The organism is Rhodococcus sp. KB6, assembly GCF_001445685.1.
GTDB lineage: Bacteria > Actinomycetota > Actinomycetes > Mycobacteriales > Mycobacteriaceae > Rhodococcus_F > Rhodococcus_F qingshengii.
The window spans coordinates 19943-36964 of sequence record NZ_LNAK01000013.1 but is presented as its reverse complement, the minus strand read 5'-3'; the positions used below and the strand labels follow the sequence as shown (position 1 = coordinate 36964).

Below are 17022 nucleotides of genomic sequence, written 5' to 3'. Positions count from 1 at the left end.
TGAAAGTGGAGAGAGATTTCTTCGGCCGCGATGTCACTCAGCTCGGGTTGGCGGGATCTTCCTGTGAGTAGAAGAACCATTCGAGGCAACTGCGCGTGCGCGCGGTTGGCCGACCACAGGAGGAGCGCCATGCAGATGCAGACCGGATTCGATTGCCGTCGGGTGATCGGGGGTCGGCGATGACGAGTCCTGCGCAGGAAAAGGCTCCCGCCAGATTCGCTCGTACCCCTCGCATAAGTTCACTGCCGGCGCGGTCGCGGACTTGGGTTCGCGACAGCTTCTGCCTCGGAAGCGCGGCAGTGGGTGTCGGCGCCGGGGCGCCGCTGTTCGGGTATGCCGCCTTGTCAGTTCCGGCGGCCGCAGGACTGTCGATAGGCGCGGTGTACGCCGGAGTCGCGGGGAAGAAAAAACAACTGCGCGATGTCGAGGTCGACGAAGTAATCGAACGACTCTGCCCCGTCATGGGCATCCCGGAAGCGACGCGGGCGGTGTTGTCGGTATCGAAGTGGAGCGGAGGGACTCCGGGCGTGCCGGGAAAACTCACCGTGTATTACACGTCGGCGCAGCCGCTGAACGACGACACATGGTTCGACGACATTTGCGAGGTTTTCGAAGACCAGGGGTGGGGGTTCTTTGCACTCGCCGAGCACGATCCCAACCGTCGGCGGTTGATTTTCACGCCCGCAGCGGAGCCGGAACGAGAGCCCTCCGACAGTGAAGCGGTGGCGCGTGCAAAACGCTATGTCGGGCAACTGCTGGGACCGACCGCAACAGTGACTGCGATTGATGTCGATACCAAGACCGGTGAAGTCACCTCCATGATGGTGCGGCACGAAATCGGATCGAAGCTCGTGTCTGATGGCTATCGCACTCGTGTCGAACGCGCGATCAATGCGATGTTCCCCGGACGCTGGCGTGCAAAGTGGAACCATCACACGGACGAGGTGACGTTCGAGCAACGTGCTGCGTTCCCCGACAGCGTTTGGTTGCCCGCCCCGGACATCGACCCGGATGTCGATTTGTTGGCCAGCTACGACTCGGTGGAGATCCCCTACGGGGTCGACGAAGACGGCAACGAGGTGGTGTGGCGCCCCGCGATCGATCCGAATCTGATGCTGATCGGACCTCCCGGTAGCGGCAAGACAGTGACGGCACACAACCTGTTGGTCAACTTCTCGCGCCGCGGATGGCCGATCTGGGTGCTCGATGGAAAATATGTCGAATTCCTCGGCTTCCAGGACTGGCCCAACGTCCAAGTGGTCGCCACGACCATCGAGCAGCAAGTCGCGATGGTGCATCGTGCACGCGACTTGATGGAGTACCGCTACCAGAAGATCGTCACCGGCGAGGCAACGGAAGCGGATTTCGAACCGGTGCTGGTGTTCCTCGACGAGTGGGCGGAATTCCGCGGCAATGTCGAAGACTGGTACACCTCGGTCAAACCGAAAGGCGGCCCGAGACAACCACCGGTGCTCGCCATGCTGGCGTCGATGGCACGCAAAGCGCGTACCTCGCGAGTGCATCTGGTCTTCGGTACTCAGCGTCCCGACGCGATCTACTTCCTCGGCGACATGCGCGACAACTTCGCGATGCGCATCTCCATGGGACGGCTCTCGCCTCAAGCGGCCACCATGATGTGGCAGTCGCCGACGATTGGCACGAGCGTTCCGCGCAAGTGCCGCGGGCGAGGCACCACTGTCACCGACAACTATCAGCCGCTCGAAATCCAGTGCTACCGCGTGCCGGATCCACGAAAGACCCGTGACGGTACTCCGGACGCTGATCTCCTCGACAGGCTCCGGCCACCGGTGACCAGACACCCGCGGTTGCTGATCGTTCCTCCGGAATCTCTCCCGGACATCGACGCCTCCGACGAAACGTCAGAACCCGCTCCTCTGACCTATTTCGACTACGTCGCCGCTGACTGGGTCCTTGCCAGTGACCGACCCGACCTCGACCCGGTACTCAAGCGAGCACGGATGAACCGCGATACCGATCGCCGAATCGCATCGCCGACCGCATTGTTGGGTCTGTTGGGGGCGCCCGAAACTCCGACGAAGCGACCAGCGATGGCGGACTTCGTCGACCTCGACACCTACCGCAGGCCGACGCTCGCGAAAAACGATCCCGCAGCTGCGGCGGCGTTTCTCGACAAACTGGCCGATCCTGCAATCCGAACAGAACAGTCGAACCTCGACCAGACCCGAACCAGACTCACCGTCGTCAAGGAGGCGGTCGATGATGCGGCTCCAAGCGAGGAATCGGACTATGCATTCGCCAGTGGAGACGAACACGAGGACCAATACGGACCTGTCCAGGATGTTCGCGCCGCTGACGTGGCACTGGGTGATCTGTTGTTGATGGAGGACACCGACGAGTGGGTCGTTGTCGACACCGAACCCGAGCCCGACATCATCGAAGACTCGTTGCTCTCGTTGACCTGGCGCAGTGACACCGACGAGGTGGGCGATCTTGCGATTCCGGACAGTTCCTACGTCTCGATCCGCAAGCCTGTTCAGGTACCTGAACTGGTGTGACCTCAGTCGAGCTCGGCCGGCACCCACTGCCGCGCGGCGGGGTCCCATGTCCCTGTGGATCTCCGCCCCGACAGCAATGGAGACAGTGCACGGCTGAGCTCGGCGAGTGCGTCGTCGAGCGTATGAAGCTCGGATTTCAACGATGTCTTCGACGCGAGTGCACGATAGCCGGCGGCCCAGCTCGGCCCGGGAGATGCAAGCGTGTGGGGGAGTGTGAGCACGCGGCGGGTTTGTTGGGCCCGTAGTGCGTTCACAGTGTCTTCGGCGTCGACCGTGCATGAGGTGATGATGAGTAGCAGATCAACGAGATCACGGAATCGCGTTGAGGGGGTGACCTGCTGAGGCCCGTGAAGTTCGTACATCGCGCACAGTTTGTCAGCGATCTGGTCAGCGATAGGTACGACCGTGAAGGCCGGCAGCGTCGAGACGTCTGCGATCTCGACGGCGGGGCGGGGCTGCAGTCGTTCCACCGGTCCGATCAAGGTGCGTTCGATCGCAATGTCGATCGGAAAGTTTCCTACGCGCGTAGTGCCGAGATAAACGGTTGCTTTCAATTGAGCACCCCGACTGACGCCGGTCAGTGATCCTTTCGCCTCGATCTCGAAAGTGAACCGGTCCAGGTCCGGGCGGACGCTGAGAGCTCGTAGTTCGTCGACGGCACCGATGATGTCTGTTCCGGGATGAAGCAGATCGACGTCTTGGCTGTGACGGGCCCCAGGGATGCGAACGAGCATTCCACCGCCTCCGGTGAGGATCCACCGCGAATCAGGTGACGAGAACACCCTCGCCAGGAACCGCTGGGTGAAGTACTCGCGTTGAAGTTCTTCAGTCGTGCGACCGGATGTCTTTGCCTGGCTTCCCAGGCGTGCCAGCAGTGCCCGGTGAAATGCTGCTGCCGACGGATAGTGTTGTGCCACTATACGATTCCTTGTTTACGCAGCGCGCGAAGTGCGGCGGGCAGGGCGGGATCACGCAGAATATTCAGGACGCCGGGACCGTGCCCGACCTCGTCAGCGGCTTCCTCCTGGCGAGAGGCTCTCGTATCGGTCGGTGTGGACATCAGGTCCGAGGCGGCGACATCGTCGATGAGGGCGGCGATCAATCCTGCTCCGTCACCGAGGGGTGCGCCGTAGAGGTGCGCAAATGGGCGCAGTTGGGACTCCAACTGTCCCCGCGAGACCTGATCGGTGCGCAATGCATCCCACACCACGCCAGCGAGGTGTCCACCGTCTGTTCGAGAAGATGCGAGGTCGACGATCGTCCTTGCTGTCGTCGTGACGGGCAGGCCGTCGAGTAGAGACCAGTGTGTGGGGTCCAGCGTGGCGACGTGGAAACGGACTCCGTCGCTACGTGTGTTGCGCCGGCGCGGAACGGTGAACTCTGCAATGTCAGCATCGATGTCGCCGAGTTGTCTCAAGTCGGCAGCCGTTCGATGAGAGGCGACCCCGCGGGGATCGGCACTGCCGATGCGCTCTGTCGCCGAGCGTGTCGGGTCGAGTGCAAGCCACTGGGCGCGCACGTGATCGGTGGGGTGAATCGGCGTCCCTGTCAGCCGGTACACGCCATGTCTGATGCGGGTGAGGATGAATCGGTCTGCCAACCGCTTGAGGTGTTGCGCACTTACGCCCGACTCTGCGGCCTGCGCTGAGGTGAACATGCCCCACTGGTCCTGGGCGAGGTCAGCCAGTGCGAGGAAGCGATCATCACCTTTCATGCACCAATAATATCACTCTAGGTGTAATTATTGACGATCCAAAGTGGAGTTTCAGTGAAACTTCCCCGCATCTGACGAAGACCGCAAGCGTGTCAATCACCTGCCCGTCACGTGCGCCGCCCAGGTTCCGAAATTTGTTTGCCGACGCGTGTCACACAGGACGTCTCGACCGGATCTTCCTACTCGTAGAAGCCCAATTCCGGCGACACGAGGAGATCGGTCATGTTCGAGAGCCAGTCAGAACCCCAGCGTCCCACCCCGGGTACGGCGAACGCGGCAGGACTGTCTGACGCGGATCAGATGTCCCTGCTGATGGCAGCCCCACTGATCTTCGGAATCGTCGTCGGCGCCATTCCGGCCATGTCGGCAAGGGCCACGGCCTGGCTTCTCGAACACAACATGATCATCGCCGCAACGGAATCGCCCTTGCTGGCCCTTCCTGGCGCGGAAGGCGCTGGCCTCGATATCCGCCGGCTCATCGTCGTCGCTGCGGTGCTTGCGGTAGCGGTAGCCCTGGCGGTCAGCGGCTTACGCCAGGCAGTTGATCGTCGTCGTCAGCAGCGGCTGCGAGTGGGTGATCAAGGATGAGGAAACTCGCAGGTCCGGGATGCGCGCTAGCTGGTCTTGGGAAGAGGGCGGAGAGGTCTGGTTCGAGCTCGGATGAACGCGGCACGGATCGTCTGGATCTCCACATGCAGAGCCTCGCTAAGTGCGGTGGCGTGGCGATCGGCGAGAGTCCCTTCGCCGCGCTCGATCCTGCCGATCGTCGTGGTGCTCAGGCCCGTGCGGCCGGCGATATCCTTCTGGGTCATTCCCGCGAGATTGCGCAGGTCAGCGATCGTCCTGTTCTTCTCTGGCACGAAGATCAGTTGATCGAGAGGGATGCCGAGTTGCTCAGCGGCACGCGCCAGATGGTCGGGCGACGGTTGCGATCGTTCGGTTTCCCAATTGTGAACGGTGGTCGGGTCCACGCCGATTGCGCGGGAGAGATCGCCACGGCTGATCTTGGCCGCGGTTCGAGCCTTTTCGAGGGCCTTCGGCTGGAAGCCGTTCAAAGGCAGTCTCACCTGGATTGTCCGTTCATCGCTGGACATCCTATTGAAGATGTAGATACCATCGTTGCATACCGGGTTTAGATTCCAGTGATAAACACCAGAACGGGCTCAACCAGCGAGCATTCGCTGTTCTCGACGACCCGGTGCGCTCGAGTACGAACTGTTCACACGTACATGCGGCCTGACCAGCCGCTAACGGAAAAGAGCTTCCGATGACCACCAGCACCGCAGCACCACAACGCACGTCCGAAATCTCCAGCAGCCGACGCGGCTGCCGTTCCTCTGCACGCCAAGCGTCGGTAGCTAGACTGAATACAGCCGGAATCCCCGCCCGGTCTACTACACCCAGTCGCGACGACGGGTGGTTCCAGACATCGCGACAATCGGGTTCAGGGGGACGTGACGGGCAGGCTTGGACACCTGCCCGTCACGTCGATACATCAGTCGACCTCGCAGACGTTCGCTACCACGTCAACGCTCTGATGTGCGCCGGAATGACAACCGAGCTGATCGCTCAACTTGCATCACTGCCCGTCGAAATCATCCGGGCGTTGCGCAAGACTTCCACGACGTCAGCACCACAGCGTGTCGTCGACGCTGTCCTTTCAATCACCTTCCACCCCAGCCGCGGCCGCGATCTCACGCCGGCTGTCGGAGCGCACCGACGTCTGCGTGCACTCAACGCAATGGGCTATGGAGACGGTCTCCTGGCAGCTCGTCTCGGCGTCGACATCGACGTCGTCACTGGCATGCCGACCAAGAGCCTCATCCCCAGTGGGCTATGGAAGGCGATCGCCGGCATCTACGACGAGCTGTCCATGCACCCGGGCCCGGATGCCGAAATTCGTGACCGATCACGCGCGGATGGCGTCGTACCGCCGCTCGGGTGGGACGACGACGAAATCGACAACCCCAAGGCGCGGAGTCAGGAACGAGTTCAACCTCGACACGGTGGGGGAGGTGTTCCCGTTGACGAGGCAGTCGTGATCCGCCGGCTCGGTGGGGAGCAGTTGCCGCTACGCCTCTGCGAGCGACGCGAGATCGTGCGCATTGCGTTCGAACAAGGTTGGTCTCCTTCCGAGCTCGCGGCACGGCTTTCCATCAAATACGACTCGGCAGTCACCGAATTGAGCCGCTACCGGCGCGCACTTGCACGTGATGCAGCGGTCGACAGCGATTCATCGACAGAAGAGAGTGGCTCACAGGAAACAGCCGTTGAAGTCCTTGGTGTTCGCGAAGAATCCGACGAACTGTCTCCTGTCGAGCCCCTGTCGGGTCGGGAGCTGGAACCAATCTCGCTCGACGAGGATTTGTCGGAAGATGCGACATCGAGCGCTCACGCGTCCGCCGCGCTCAACCGGAGCGTCGAACGAGTCCAGTTGTCTGGTTCTCGGTCGGGACATAGGAATGGCGCGGCACGGCTCCGCCCGCCGCGCCACATGATGCGCACTCTGAGTACGCGGTGCCCCGGTGTAGGCCCTGGCGGCATTTCTCGCCACAAATCCAGCCGAGACATACTGCGTCCCAATCTGATTGATCGATCCATCAAGCCAAATCAACAGGTAGACGATGCAATGCAGCGCTCGCCATCGGCGCCCGCACGCGCCTCGCGGCGGCCCGGTCTCTTTTTCTCAGGGGCCGGCGGGAGGGCATTCACATACGGCCCGGTAGATGGTCAGCTGCGGCGAGAGGTAAACCGTGGCAGTCAACCGCAGGGATACTTGCGCCCGATCGACATTGCCGACACCGGCTGAAGTACATCTCGGCAAGATCTCCTTTGGACTCTGAAAAGCTTTCTCTGACAGCGGATTACAAAATCGCATCACGTTCTATTCATATACAGACATCTCCGGTCTCGACCCGAGACCCCAGACGGGACCTGCTCATGAACACGACATTCGCCTCCGCGCTCAACACCATGACACCCGGCGACGCTGTTATGTGTCTTGCTGCCGGAACGGTCGAGCTTGCTCTCGATGACGCACCTGAATCAATGCGCTGGCACTGGTTCGCCGATCTCCTCGACTCGCAATGGGGGTTGACCGGCAGGCTTGCGCCCATCCTGACCGAGCCTGTCATGTCCGAACTGGAGCAGGCTGCCCGTATGTGCCGCGCCGCAGCACAGCATCCGCTAGACCCCCAGGTCTGGTTATCTGCATACCAATCCACAACAGCGCTGGTAGAAGACCCTGCGGTGATCTCAGCAGATGCCCTGCACCTCGCGCTCTCCGCAGCCAACGACATCGCACTGGAAGCAATGGACACTCCGCATCCTGATTTTTCGGTCGCCGTCACGCTGGCATTCGAAGCGCTGACATCGGTGGTGGCCGTCGACCGCGAGGTGTCCAGAAGTTGGATTCTGACTGCAATCGGAGAATGGGTCGCGAGGACAGAATTGGATCAGTCAGGCCTCCGATCTGCACAATCGCGCACTAACGCTGACAATAGGCAGATTGCAAATGCTTCCGTTGTTTCTGCAGGATGTAGCGAGAAGACACTGCTGAAAGTGAGAGGGAATGCGTGAAACCGTCGTCCAATCAGAGCCGGTGAGTCCAGGTCATTTCGGTTCACCCAGCCCATCCGTCGTCGGGGACGCGGTCAAAGGAAGGCGACGGCAGAAACGGGCGGGGATTACTCGCGAGAAAATCGTCGATGCTGCCGCACGTCAGTTCGATGCTTGTGGATTTGCCGCGGCAAGTATCAACACCATCATCGAAAACGGGAACCTGACCAAAGGTGCAATATATTTCCATTTCTCTTCCAAAGAGGAACTGGCACAACAGGTTATCGAGCGATGGTCAAATATGGTGAATGACGAGTACGTGGCTCTCGGAGAGGCTGGTGATAGGTCCCCCTACCGCCAGCTGGTGCGGTTCTGCAGCGAGATGGCGTACCGTATCGATGCCGATCCCATCCTGCGTGCTGGGTTACTTCTCACTGTCGAACCGTCCGTTACGGGCGGGAAAATTGCATATATGGAGTGGCACAAGAGCATTGATGAATTGGTTGTCCGCTCCATAGAGTCAGGCGAGATAAGAGACCGTCCCGCAAGCTACCGACTATCTGATCAGGTGTGCGCGACATTCATTGGCGGGGCTCAACTTCAGTCGGTTGATGGGGGCTCACCCAATCTGCGAACACGGATAGTCGACGTGTTCGACGGACTTACCGGCGGTCCGGACTAGCCGAAACCTCGCCTTCTACGACGACCCGCAGAGGCCCTGGATCTTCCCCCGGAGCCTTCCAAACCCTGAAAATCTACCGCGCTCGTGTATGCACGTGAGCGGACTCGAATCCCCGGTCGGAAAAGGCCACCCCTAGTATCGGGTTCGTGCCGAACGTGAGAACGCCCGACGCCGATATCTATTACACCGACAGTGGGGGAGAGGGGCCCGTCCTGCTGCTCGGGCATGGATTCTTCATGGATTCGTCGATGTTCGCCCCGCAGATCGATGCCCTCGCCGGCAATATCAGGGTGGTTGCCTGGGACTCGCGCAGGCACGGACGAACAATCGATCACGGCGCCGCATTCACGTATTGGGATTTGGCTCGAGACTCCCCGGCGGTCCTCGACGATCTCGAGATCGAGACAGCAATCGTCGGCGGAATGTCGCAGGGCGGCTACACCGCGCTACGGACGGCTTTGCTTGCTCCCGAGAGAGTCCAAGCGCTCCTGCTACTCGACACCGAAGCATCTGCCTGCACCGATGGCGAGAAAGCCGGATACAAGGCCATGTTCGATCAGTGGTGCAGCGATGCCCCGATCGAACCACTTGTCGAAGCTCTGGCACCGCAATTGATCGGCGGTGACTCGCGAGAGTCCTCGCGAGAGTCGTGGGCGCCGTGGATCGAGAAATGGACGACAAGCGATCGGCGAGCGATTCGACCGGCCGCAGAGTGCTTGATCGAACGCGACGATGTCGTCGACCGGTTGAGTGCTATCGAGGTGCCGGCGTTGATCATCCGTGGCGAACATGACATGTCCGCGCCTGCGGCCAAAGCAAAACAGTTGTACGACCATTTACCGCTCGCAGTTCCAGTCCTCACCATTCCTGGCGCAGGTCACGCAGCCAATTGGACCCACCCGCAGCCCGTGAACGAGACCATCGCGGCCTTCGTGACGATGGTTGAAACAGGCTGGCTGTAGAAGTTTGAGCAGCTATTCGGTTCCCGGGATTCGCACGCCTAGGTACATCTGTACGGGGTAGTCACCACGCATTTCCGTGTGTACCTGGACGTGAACGCGGTATTCCTCGCCGGTGTCGGCATCGCGCAGATGCATGAATGGCTGGTGTCGGCCGAATCGAACATCCTCTTTGTCCCACAGGCGCCGAAATGCAGGGAACTTGCTCAGTTCTTCCAGGGTTTCGATCGCCCATTCAGGGTTGTAATAGCGTCCCATCAATGCGCGGAACCAGTTCACCGTCAAGGTCGTCTCGGCTTCCCACTCCACCATGACTTGCTTGGACTGCGGTGTGGAGAAGAACCAGCGCAAAACATTGCCGTCGTCGAGAAGGCCTGGAAAGGCGCGATCATAGGCAGCGTTGCATTCGATGACATTCCATCGCTCATCCAGATAAGCCACCAGATGTGGATTGAGCGCTGTGATGACCGTGCGCATCTCGGGTGTGATGAGTGATCGGTATTGCTCGATCGTCCACGGGGTGGTCGATGTTTCCCGTTCCGTTTGAGTGCGGCGAGCAAGGTTGTACAGGTGTCGGCGCTGGGCCGGATCGAGGCCGAGTTCCCGTGATGTCGCTTCCAGAAATTTGACTGAAGGGTTCGGCGATTCGTTACGTTCGATCTGCGTGATATGGCTCACGCTCCAGAAAATATTCGCCGCGAATTCGGTCCTTGTCAGACCGTCCGGGTGCTGCGGTGTGGATCTGGTGCGCAACGCGCGCAGGTAATCGCCCAGGTTGGGCGGTCGGACGGTATCCATGCATGACCTTTCGTGAGTATCTGTAACGGGACAAACACCCAAAAGCTGACCTACGGCGAAAAGTCAATACTCGCAGTAACACTCTTTAGTGGTACCGGCCAGACTCGCGCCGGTCACACAAACCTGCTGTGCTGTTTCGCGAAAGACTCACAGCTGCGTGGCAGGCAGGAGAGTGAAACCAGCAGGGAGGCGAGTCAACACCGGGGTGGGGAGACCCTCGGAGTTGACTCCAGAGGGGGATAGCCATGCCACGTTTACGGCGAGGCTCAAGCAGGCGTTCCAGGAGGTCGCCGCTTGGCCTTCATATACGCCCGATTCACCTGTTCCTCAGAAATCCCCAACGCCTCCGCCAAAGCAGTCTGGATCTTGTCGGTGAGGGCGATCTCACCGCGTTCAATGCGCGTGATCGTCGTGGTCGTCAACCCGCACACTTTGCCGAGCTGGGGTTGGGTAAGTCCGACCAAGCATCGATAGTCACTGAGAAAGCGCTGCTCCGGATCCGTGACGACGACGTCGCCGACTTGGATGTTCAACGCCTTCGTGGCTCTGGCCAGGAAATCTATCTGAGGAGACACGGCGCCGATCTCCCAGTTGCGGATGGTCGCGGCGGTCGTGTCCGCCAGGCGGGCGACATCGCCACGGGACATCCGAGCTGCCTTTCGGGCAGCTGCGAATGCGTCTTTATCGAAGCCGCGCAGGACGTTGCGGCTCATCGGATTGGTCCGTCCATCGCTAGACACCATGCCGCAACCCTTCTAATATGCCATCCAGATTGGCTTTTAGATTTGTCACCAAGATTGACAGGGATTGCGGCGAACGTACCGCCACCGAAAAGCCGAGGCAAACCGTTCTGCAGCGCAGTTGGCGCCAGCCAGTCCAGGTCCCGACCTACTGTCCCCGTACGACCTGCCCACCCTGTCCACTCGTCCACTGTGAAGGACCACCACACATGGCATCCCTACTGACCAAAAAGATCGATTCCATCCGCTCGTCCGGTGACAAACAACCAGCACATAACGGCGCAGACCCGGATAGCCCACCCGACCTGACTACCCGCGCGCGAGTGCGCAGACGTCCGATCTATCTTGCTATCGGCGTTGCGCTTGTCGTCGTCGCCGTGATCGGCATGCTCGCCGCAGTGAGCGCGATGCGCGCCACGACCGACGTCCTGGTCCTCGCGCGCGACGTCCAACAGGGCCAAATCATCGAATCGAAGGACCTCACGGTGAAAACCGTCAATGTCGATGCCGACCTGGGTGCCCTCTCGGCGGGTGAACGAGGTCGTGTCATCGGAATGAGTGCCGGCACTCGATTGCCGGCAGGAACAGTGCTGATGCCTGCGGCGGTCACCGACCAGGTGGTGCCCGGAGAAGGCTTGACGATGGTCGGCATCACCGTGGGATACCCACACCTGCCGTCGGAAGCAATTCTTCCCGGAGACATGATCCGCGTCGTAGACACACCCCGAGAAGGCGACGACCCGCCGGTTACTGGACCTATCAACACAAAGGCGCAGGTCTACTCGACGACCACGATCGCGGAAGCGGGCGAAACCACTCTCAACCTCCTGGTCCCGGAAGCCGAAGCAAACTGGGTCGCCGCGCGGGCTGCGACCAAGCGCGTGTCCATCGTCCTCGACAACCGAGTGCGGTGATTTCCCATGTACCTCGCACTCATCTCTGCATCCGGGGCACCAGGAGTCTCCACGACAGCACTCGCTCTGGCCTTGAATTCACCAAGTAAGAACACGCTCTTGGTCGAAGCCGATCCAATCGGATCCTCGCCCGTGCTGGCCGGATACCTCCTCGGCGGCCGCTACCACGACAAATCATTGATCAACCTCGTTGACGCCAACCGCCACGGACGCCTCAAATCAGCGCTGGCCTCCGAGGTGATCACCTTCCCTGACACCACGGTCTCTGTCCTCCCTGGTCTTCTACATTCCGCTCAAGTCGATGCAATGCGCGGTGTCTGGAGTCCACTCGGAATCCATCTCGCAGGACTTGCCGTCGACGATGCCAACGTCATCGTCGACGCCGGCCGGATCGGACAACACGGCTCGCCGGTCGAAATGATCGTCAGCGCCACGACCATTGCCATCGTTACCCGCACGACCCGTCCGGCACTGGCGGCACTGCGCGCTTCGATCAACGGATTGCGTCAACAACTGTCAGCGACACAGTCCACGGCAAGCCTCGGACTCATCCTCATCGGTGAATCTCCGTACAACGCCGACGAAGTAGCCAAGGTCACGGGACTCGATGTCATCGCCGTCATCCCGGATTCGAAGGACGCGAAGATCTTCTCCGACGGCGAGGTGCTGACCAAGTGGCGCCGCCGCCGATCGCTGTATCTCCATGCGCTGCACCGAACCACGTGGCCCAAGATCGAAAAGTTCGCGGCCACCCACCAGGCCGACTGGAAGTCCAGCCTCGCCGTGACAGGAGACCGACGATGACAACTGACGAGACAGCACAGAGTGCGCACAAGAACATCACCGATCTCCCGTTCTTCTCCGCGACGCTTCCTTCCGTCGATCAGCACTCGGCTTCCCCCGAACCAGTGACCCCGGTGTCGGCAGAAACCGCTGATTTCTTCCGCACCAACCACCTTCACGATCTACCTCCAGCACCCCGGCATAGTCCTCCGGACGAGTCCGTGCGGTCGCGGCGGAGTACGCCCCCGAAAATCGCGGTCGACCGACAACTCGTCCGCGCCCTGCAGCGAGAAGCGGCCGAGCTACTGCGCGAACACCGCACCAAGCGTGACCGAGAGCTCAACGATCCGAAGAACACCAAACTCGTTGTGCCGTTCACCGAAGACGAAGAACGCGAATACGGCCGAGAAACAATCACCGGATTGGTGAAAAACCACGTCCAACAGACGATCCGCTCCGGCGGCGAAGCCTTCAACCTCGACCAAGAACATGCCCTCATCAAGGCGATCTTCGACGCTCAGTTCCGCCTCGGGCCCCTCCAAGATCTCGTCGAAGAACCCGACATCACCGACATCTACCTCAACGGTGACGCCGTATACGTCAAATACCCCGACGGACACTACGAATACCGAGCTTCCGTCGTCGACAGCGGCGACGAACTTCTTGAGTGGATGAGCCTGCTCGCATCCAGGGCCGATAACGGTGGCAGGCCCTTCTCCAGAATCAATCCCTCGCTTCGACTCAACATGCAAGGCAACCATCGACTTTCGGTCCTGGGGTACACCACCATCCGGCCCTCCGTCGCGATCCGCATCCACCGCCTGACCAACATCACCCTTGAGCAGCTATCGCTCGATCACCACATGATGCCTCCGGAACTTGCGCACATCCTTGGATGCGCCATGCGAGGCGGAGCGTCGACCGGCGTCGGCGGCGGAATGGGTTTCGGCAAAACGACATTCGCCCGCGCTCTCGCCAACGCACTCCCCGTTCACACACGAATCGGAGTGGCCGAAACCGAACGAGAACTCTTCCTCGACGAACTGCCCGGCCGGCGAGACTTCGTCGTCGACGCCGAAATGATCATGGGCGGCGGCGAACGCGGTCCAGACGGACAGCTCGCCGGCGGCTTCAGCCTGAGCGCAATTCTCTATGAGTTCGTCCGTCAGGGACTCGACTACCTCGTAGTCGGCGAAATCGCCGGCCACGAGATCCTCGCCCTGGTCAAGGCGCTCCAAACAGCCAATGGTGGCCTTTTCACTACCCACGCCTACACCGCGCGCGGCGTCATCGACCGACTCGCCAACCTCGCCCAAGAGCCCCCGATGAACGCCACCGCGGAATACATCGAACGGCAGCTGGCAGAACACGTCGATGTGATCGTCCAGTTGGCGACGAAGGTCAGGGTCAACCGCGAAGGCACCACAACCGCAGTCCGGTATGTCTCCGAAGTCGTCTACGTCGAACCTGGCGACGACAAGCTACCCAGCTTTTCCACGATCTACCGCGGATACTCCGACGGCACAGGGGTATTCGGCACCATCCCACAGCCGCTGCTACGCAAGCTTCTCGCCGGCGGATTCAAGAGACTGAACCTCCCCTCCGACACTCTTCGGAGTTTCGACGAAGAACGTGAACTCTTCGACGACGAAGGAGCTGCATGATGTACCAGCAAATCGGCGTTTTCCTCGTCCTGCTTCTGTGCGCGGGAGTCGGCTGCCTTGTCCTGGGGTGGAGGGACCGCCGCGATCCCACAGCCCCCACTCGGCAGCGTCCACGTAAGGGCGAAAGAGTAAAGATATCCGGGACCACCCAAATGCTCCTGGCGGTAGGGATCGTGGCAGGTGCCAGCGTCTACTACCTGAGTGGATGGCTCTTCACGCTCTTCCTCGTCCCGGCCCTTCTCGTGGGTCTGCCCTACCTCCTGAGCCGACCGGAAGCGGAACACCAGATCCGCCGTCTGGCCGCGATGGACGAATGGACGCGCAACTTGTCGAGCAGCATGCGAGCCGGCTCCGGAATCGAACACACCATCATCTCGACTCCTATCCCGGAAACGCTCAAAGACGAGATCACTGCCTTCATCAACAGGCTCCGCAACAATGTCCCACCGGCTGAAGCGGTCACACGATTTGCATCCGACCTCAACGACAGCGTCGGAGACAAGATCTGCGGCGCCCTCCTCCTTGCCATGCAACTGCGTGGTGTCGGTCTGGCCAATGTTCTCGAAGGCCTCGCCGAAGACGTGGGCGATACCGTCGCCCGCCGCCGGCGCATCGAAGCGGACCGCAAATCGACTCGAACACAAGCCAAATGGGTCACCATCATCACCATCGCCGTCCTTGCCGCAGCTTTCGCCTTCACAAATTTCATGGAGCCATACCGTTCAGGCGGCATGCAGATCGTCCTACTGATCCTGCTGACGCTCTTCGCTGCGGATCTGTACTGGATGAAACAAGCCACCAAGCCGCCGACCTACCCGCGGTTCATCGGAACCAATGACCGCGTCGAACGCACTGACCTTGTAGGAGCGCAGCGATGAGTATCACCATGACGATCATCGTCTATACCAGCGTCGGCACAATCGGCATCTATCTCGTGGCCCTGTACTTCCTGCGAGCCCAACCTGCCCTCACCGACGTGATGTCCAGGATGTCCGGACCCGCGCCGGAGAAGGCAAGCACAGCAGGGACATCACTCGTCGACGGGCTCGCCAACAAGCTCGGCCTGCGCGTACATCCCTACCTACAAGACAGCCGATTCCTCACCCTCCCCACATCGGACCTCTCACTGCTGCACAAGGATCCGGCGCACGTCCTCGGTGAAAAACTTGTCGCGGCATTCTTCGGTCTGTTGATCTTCCCGATACTGAATCTGATTCTGACCGCGTTCGGATTGGGATTGGCATGGTCGATGCCGGCGATCCTCTCACTCGCGACCGCCGTCTTCCTCTTCGTGATTCCCGACATCGATATTCGGCGCCGCGCAGCTGCGGCTCGCGCCGAATTCGCACAAGCCCTCAGCTCCTACATCGACCTGGTCGCGCTATGCCGACGAGGCGGAATCGGATCCACGCAATCCCTCGAGATCGCCGCCCAAGTCGGAGACAGCTGGGTGTTCCTACGACTGGACGAGGAACTGTACGAAGCCGGCCGCTCCGGCGAAGCGCCCTGGAGTGCCCTCACTCGCGTCTCTCAGCAGCTCGGACTCGCAGAACTCGGCGACCTCGCAGACATCATGACGATGACAGGCGACAAAGGCGCCAGCGTCTACACCTCACTGCGAGCCAAAGCCGCCAGCCTGCGTTCCGCACAAACCTCCGCTGAACAGTCCGCCGCCGTCGAGGCAACAGAGAAGCTTGCCATGCCCCTCGCCGGCCTCGCCGGCCTGTTCATGGCACTACTCCTGATCCCGGCCGTGACCGTCATCAGCGGCTAACCAACAACAAGAAAGGAATGCCCTCTGAACAGGCAAAACAAAGAAGGACCCATCGACCGGACTCATCCAGTCCAGGACAACTGCTACACATCCAGCACACCAATAAGGAGCACGCCATGACCACCAAGGCCATCACCACCACCCGACGCGCAACCCGCGCTGCCATCACCTCGTACCTCGCACTCACGATGATGTTCGTCGCCGCACTCGCCGGCAGCCTTCTGCAGCGTGCAGGCGGTAGGGATTCGGACCGTGGTCCGTCCACCCTCGAGTACGTCATCCTCGCCGGAATCTTCGCCGTCGCGGCCATCGCTGCCGGCGCCGTAGTCGTCCAGAAGATCCAGTCCCGCGCGGACTCCATCCCCGACTGAAACTGCCGAGCGCAGTTCGGATGCTGGAGAACAAAACCATGGGCCTATCGATAGCGCTGAGGACATGGAGTGCAACGTCGCTCTCCAGTGCTCGGCGCTATCGATGCACGACAGGATCCAGCCCTGCCATTCCGAGAACGAGAGAAACGAGAGAAGGGGTGTTTAGGTGTTGATCGCGATGAGCATTTTCGCCGGCGCACTTGCCCTCTGCGGCGTTGTCTGCCTCGTCTTCAGCTATTGGACGATGGAGCACGTAATTCTGTGGGCGATGTGGGCATCACTTCTGGTGACGTTTTGTTTCTTCTTTTTCCCGTGGAGAACATCTCTGGTCGTTATCGGGGGTGTGGTACTCGGAGTGGGCGGTCTTTTCGGTCTCCGCTACGTCATCGACACAACGATGCAACGACGGCGAGGAGCAACCGAAGTACTCCGCCTTCCGTTGTGATTCTTCCTTGCCGAACGAATGATTTTGGATCGGCTTCATACGAAACAGAATTCACCGACCACCAGTCCCGCTGAAAGGTAGAA

18 protein-coding genes are annotated in these 17022 nt (G+C 60.6%); 13 read left to right on the top strand and 5 right to left on the bottom strand.

Translation table 11 applies throughout. The features are described from left to right. Nucleotides 1–179 precede the first annotated feature (179 nt). Complete coding sequence (locus tag ASU23_RS02530) at nt 180–2537, top strand: FtsK/SpoIIIE domain-containing protein (protein ID WP_253741145.1); 2358 nt, start codon at nt 180–182, stop codon at nt 2535–2537. 2 nt (nt 2538–2539) lie between these two features. Here the strand turns inward: ASU23_RS02530 and ASU23_RS02525 are convergent, their stop codons facing one another. Together ASU23_RS02525 and ASU23_RS02520 are read right to left on the bottom strand one after the other, a co-directional pair. Continuing rightward, nucleotides 2540–3454 carry a nucleotidyl transferase AbiEii/AbiGii toxin family protein gene (locus tag ASU23_RS02525; RefSeq protein WP_058037111.1) on the bottom strand — a complete coding sequence of 305 codons (915 nt, stop codon included), beginning with the start codon at nt 3452–3454 and terminating at the stop codon, nt 2540–2542. Then, nucleotides 3454–4251, bottom strand: a complete 798-nt coding sequence (locus ASU23_RS02520; protein ID WP_058037110.1) for a type IV toxin-antitoxin system AbiEi family antitoxin domain-containing protein — start codon at nt 4249–4251, stop codon at nt 3454–3456. Before ASU23_RS02520 ends, ASU23_RS02525 begins: the two co-directional genes overlap by 1 nt. 222 nt (nt 4252–4473) lie before the next feature. Here ASU23_RS02520 and ASU23_RS02515 point away from each other — a divergent pair, with 222 nt between their 5' ends. Next, complete coding sequence (locus ASU23_RS02515; protein ID WP_058037109.1) at nt 4474–4839, top strand: hypothetical protein; 366 nt, start codon at nt 4474–4476, stop codon at nt 4837–4839. Nucleotides 4840–4865: 26 nt separating this feature from the next. On the opposite strand, the gene ASU23_RS02510 is transcribed toward ASU23_RS02515, so the two are convergent. After that, a complete protein-coding gene (locus ASU23_RS02510; RefSeq protein ID WP_253741143.1) occupies nt 4866–5318 on the bottom strand; it encodes a helix-turn-helix transcriptional regulator in 453 nt (150 codons plus the stop codon). A 200-nt stretch (nt 5319–5518) separates the two neighbouring features. Here ASU23_RS02510 and ASU23_RS02505 point away from each other — a divergent pair, with 200 nt between their 5' ends. From ASU23_RS02505 to ASU23_RS02490, 4 genes are all read left to right on the top strand, one after another. Further along, a complete protein-coding gene (locus ASU23_RS02505) occupies nt 5519–7060 on the top strand; it encodes a hypothetical protein (RefSeq protein WP_058037107.1) in 1542 nt (513 codons plus the stop codon). A gap of 131 nt (nt 7061–7191) precedes the next feature. After that, entirely contained in the window at nt 7192–7830 is a 639-nt protein-coding gene (locus tag ASU23_RS02500) for a hypothetical protein (protein ID WP_058037106.1), read from the top strand. After that, nucleotides 7823–8491, top strand: coding sequence for a TetR/AcrR family transcriptional regulator (locus tag ASU23_RS33090; RefSeq protein WP_228233074.1), 669 nt, complete (start codon nt 7823–7825; stop codon nt 8489–8491). The genes ASU23_RS02500 and ASU23_RS33090 overlap by 8 nt, the downstream gene beginning before the upstream one ends. A gap of 146 nt (nt 8492–8637) precedes the next feature. Further along, complete coding sequence (locus tag ASU23_RS02490) at nt 8638–9453, top strand: alpha/beta fold hydrolase (RefSeq protein ID WP_058037104.1); 816 nt, start codon at nt 8638–8640, stop codon at nt 9451–9453. Between the two features lie 12 nt (nt 9454–9465). Here ASU23_RS02490 and ASU23_RS02485 read toward each other — a convergent pair whose 3' ends face one another. Both ASU23_RS02485 and ASU23_RS02480 read right to left on the bottom strand, forming a co-directional pair. Beyond that, a complete protein-coding gene (locus ASU23_RS02485) occupies nt 9466–10248 on the bottom strand; it encodes a helix-turn-helix domain-containing protein (RefSeq protein ID WP_058037103.1) in 783 nt (260 codons plus the stop codon). Between the two features lie 266 nt (nt 10249–10514). Continuing rightward, the gene (locus ASU23_RS02480; RefSeq protein WP_058037102.1) at nt 10515–10961 is read right to left on the bottom strand and encodes a helix-turn-helix transcriptional regulator; all 447 of its coding nucleotides are present in this window, start codon (nt 10959–10961) and stop codon (nt 10515–10517) included. Nucleotides 10962–11197: 236 nt separating this feature from the next. Between ASU23_RS02480 and ASU23_RS02475 the strand changes: the two genes are divergently transcribed. The 7 genes from ASU23_RS02475 to ASU23_RS02445 all read left to right on the top strand — a co-directional run bounded on the left by ASU23_RS02475 (nt 11198) and on the right by ASU23_RS02445 (nt 16939). Then, nucleotides 11198–11902, top strand: a complete 705-nt coding sequence (locus ASU23_RS02475) for an SAF domain-containing protein (RefSeq protein WP_011331694.1) — start codon at nt 11198–11200, stop codon at nt 11900–11902. Nucleotides 11903–11908: 6 nt separating this feature from the next. Next, complete coding sequence (locus tag ASU23_RS02470; RefSeq protein WP_058037101.1) at nt 11909–12706, top strand: hypothetical protein; 798 nt, start codon at nt 11909–11911, stop codon at nt 12704–12706. Beyond that, nucleotides 12703–14349 (top strand): ATPase, T2SS/T4P/T4SS family, encoded by a 1647-nt coding sequence (locus ASU23_RS02465; protein ID WP_058037100.1) that lies wholly within the window; start codon nt 12703–12705, stop codon nt 14347–14349. Before ASU23_RS02470 ends, ASU23_RS02465 begins: the two co-directional genes overlap by 4 nt. Next, nucleotides 14346–15227, top strand: a complete 882-nt coding sequence (locus tag ASU23_RS02460) for a type II secretion system F family protein (RefSeq protein WP_228233078.1) — start codon at nt 14346–14348, stop codon at nt 15225–15227. Before ASU23_RS02465 ends, ASU23_RS02460 begins: the two co-directional genes overlap by 4 nt. Beyond that, on the top strand, nt 15224–16123 hold the full coding sequence (locus tag ASU23_RS02455; protein ID WP_058037099.1) for a type II secretion system F family protein: 900 nt from the start codon (nt 15224–15226) through the stop codon (nt 16121–16123). Before ASU23_RS02460 ends, ASU23_RS02455 begins: the two co-directional genes overlap by 4 nt. Nucleotides 16124–16239: 116 nt before the next feature. Beyond that, the gene (locus ASU23_RS02450; RefSeq protein ID WP_058037098.1) at nt 16240–16494 is read left to right on the top strand and encodes a hypothetical protein; all 255 of its coding nucleotides are present in this window, start codon (nt 16240–16242) and stop codon (nt 16492–16494) included. A 178-nt stretch (nt 16495–16672) separates the two neighbouring features. Continuing rightward, nucleotides 16673–16939 carry a hypothetical protein gene (locus ASU23_RS02445; RefSeq protein ID WP_125461379.1) on the top strand — a complete coding sequence of 89 codons (267 nt, stop codon included), beginning with the start codon at nt 16673–16675 and terminating at the stop codon, nt 16937–16939. Nucleotides 16940–17022 lie beyond the last annotated feature (83 nt).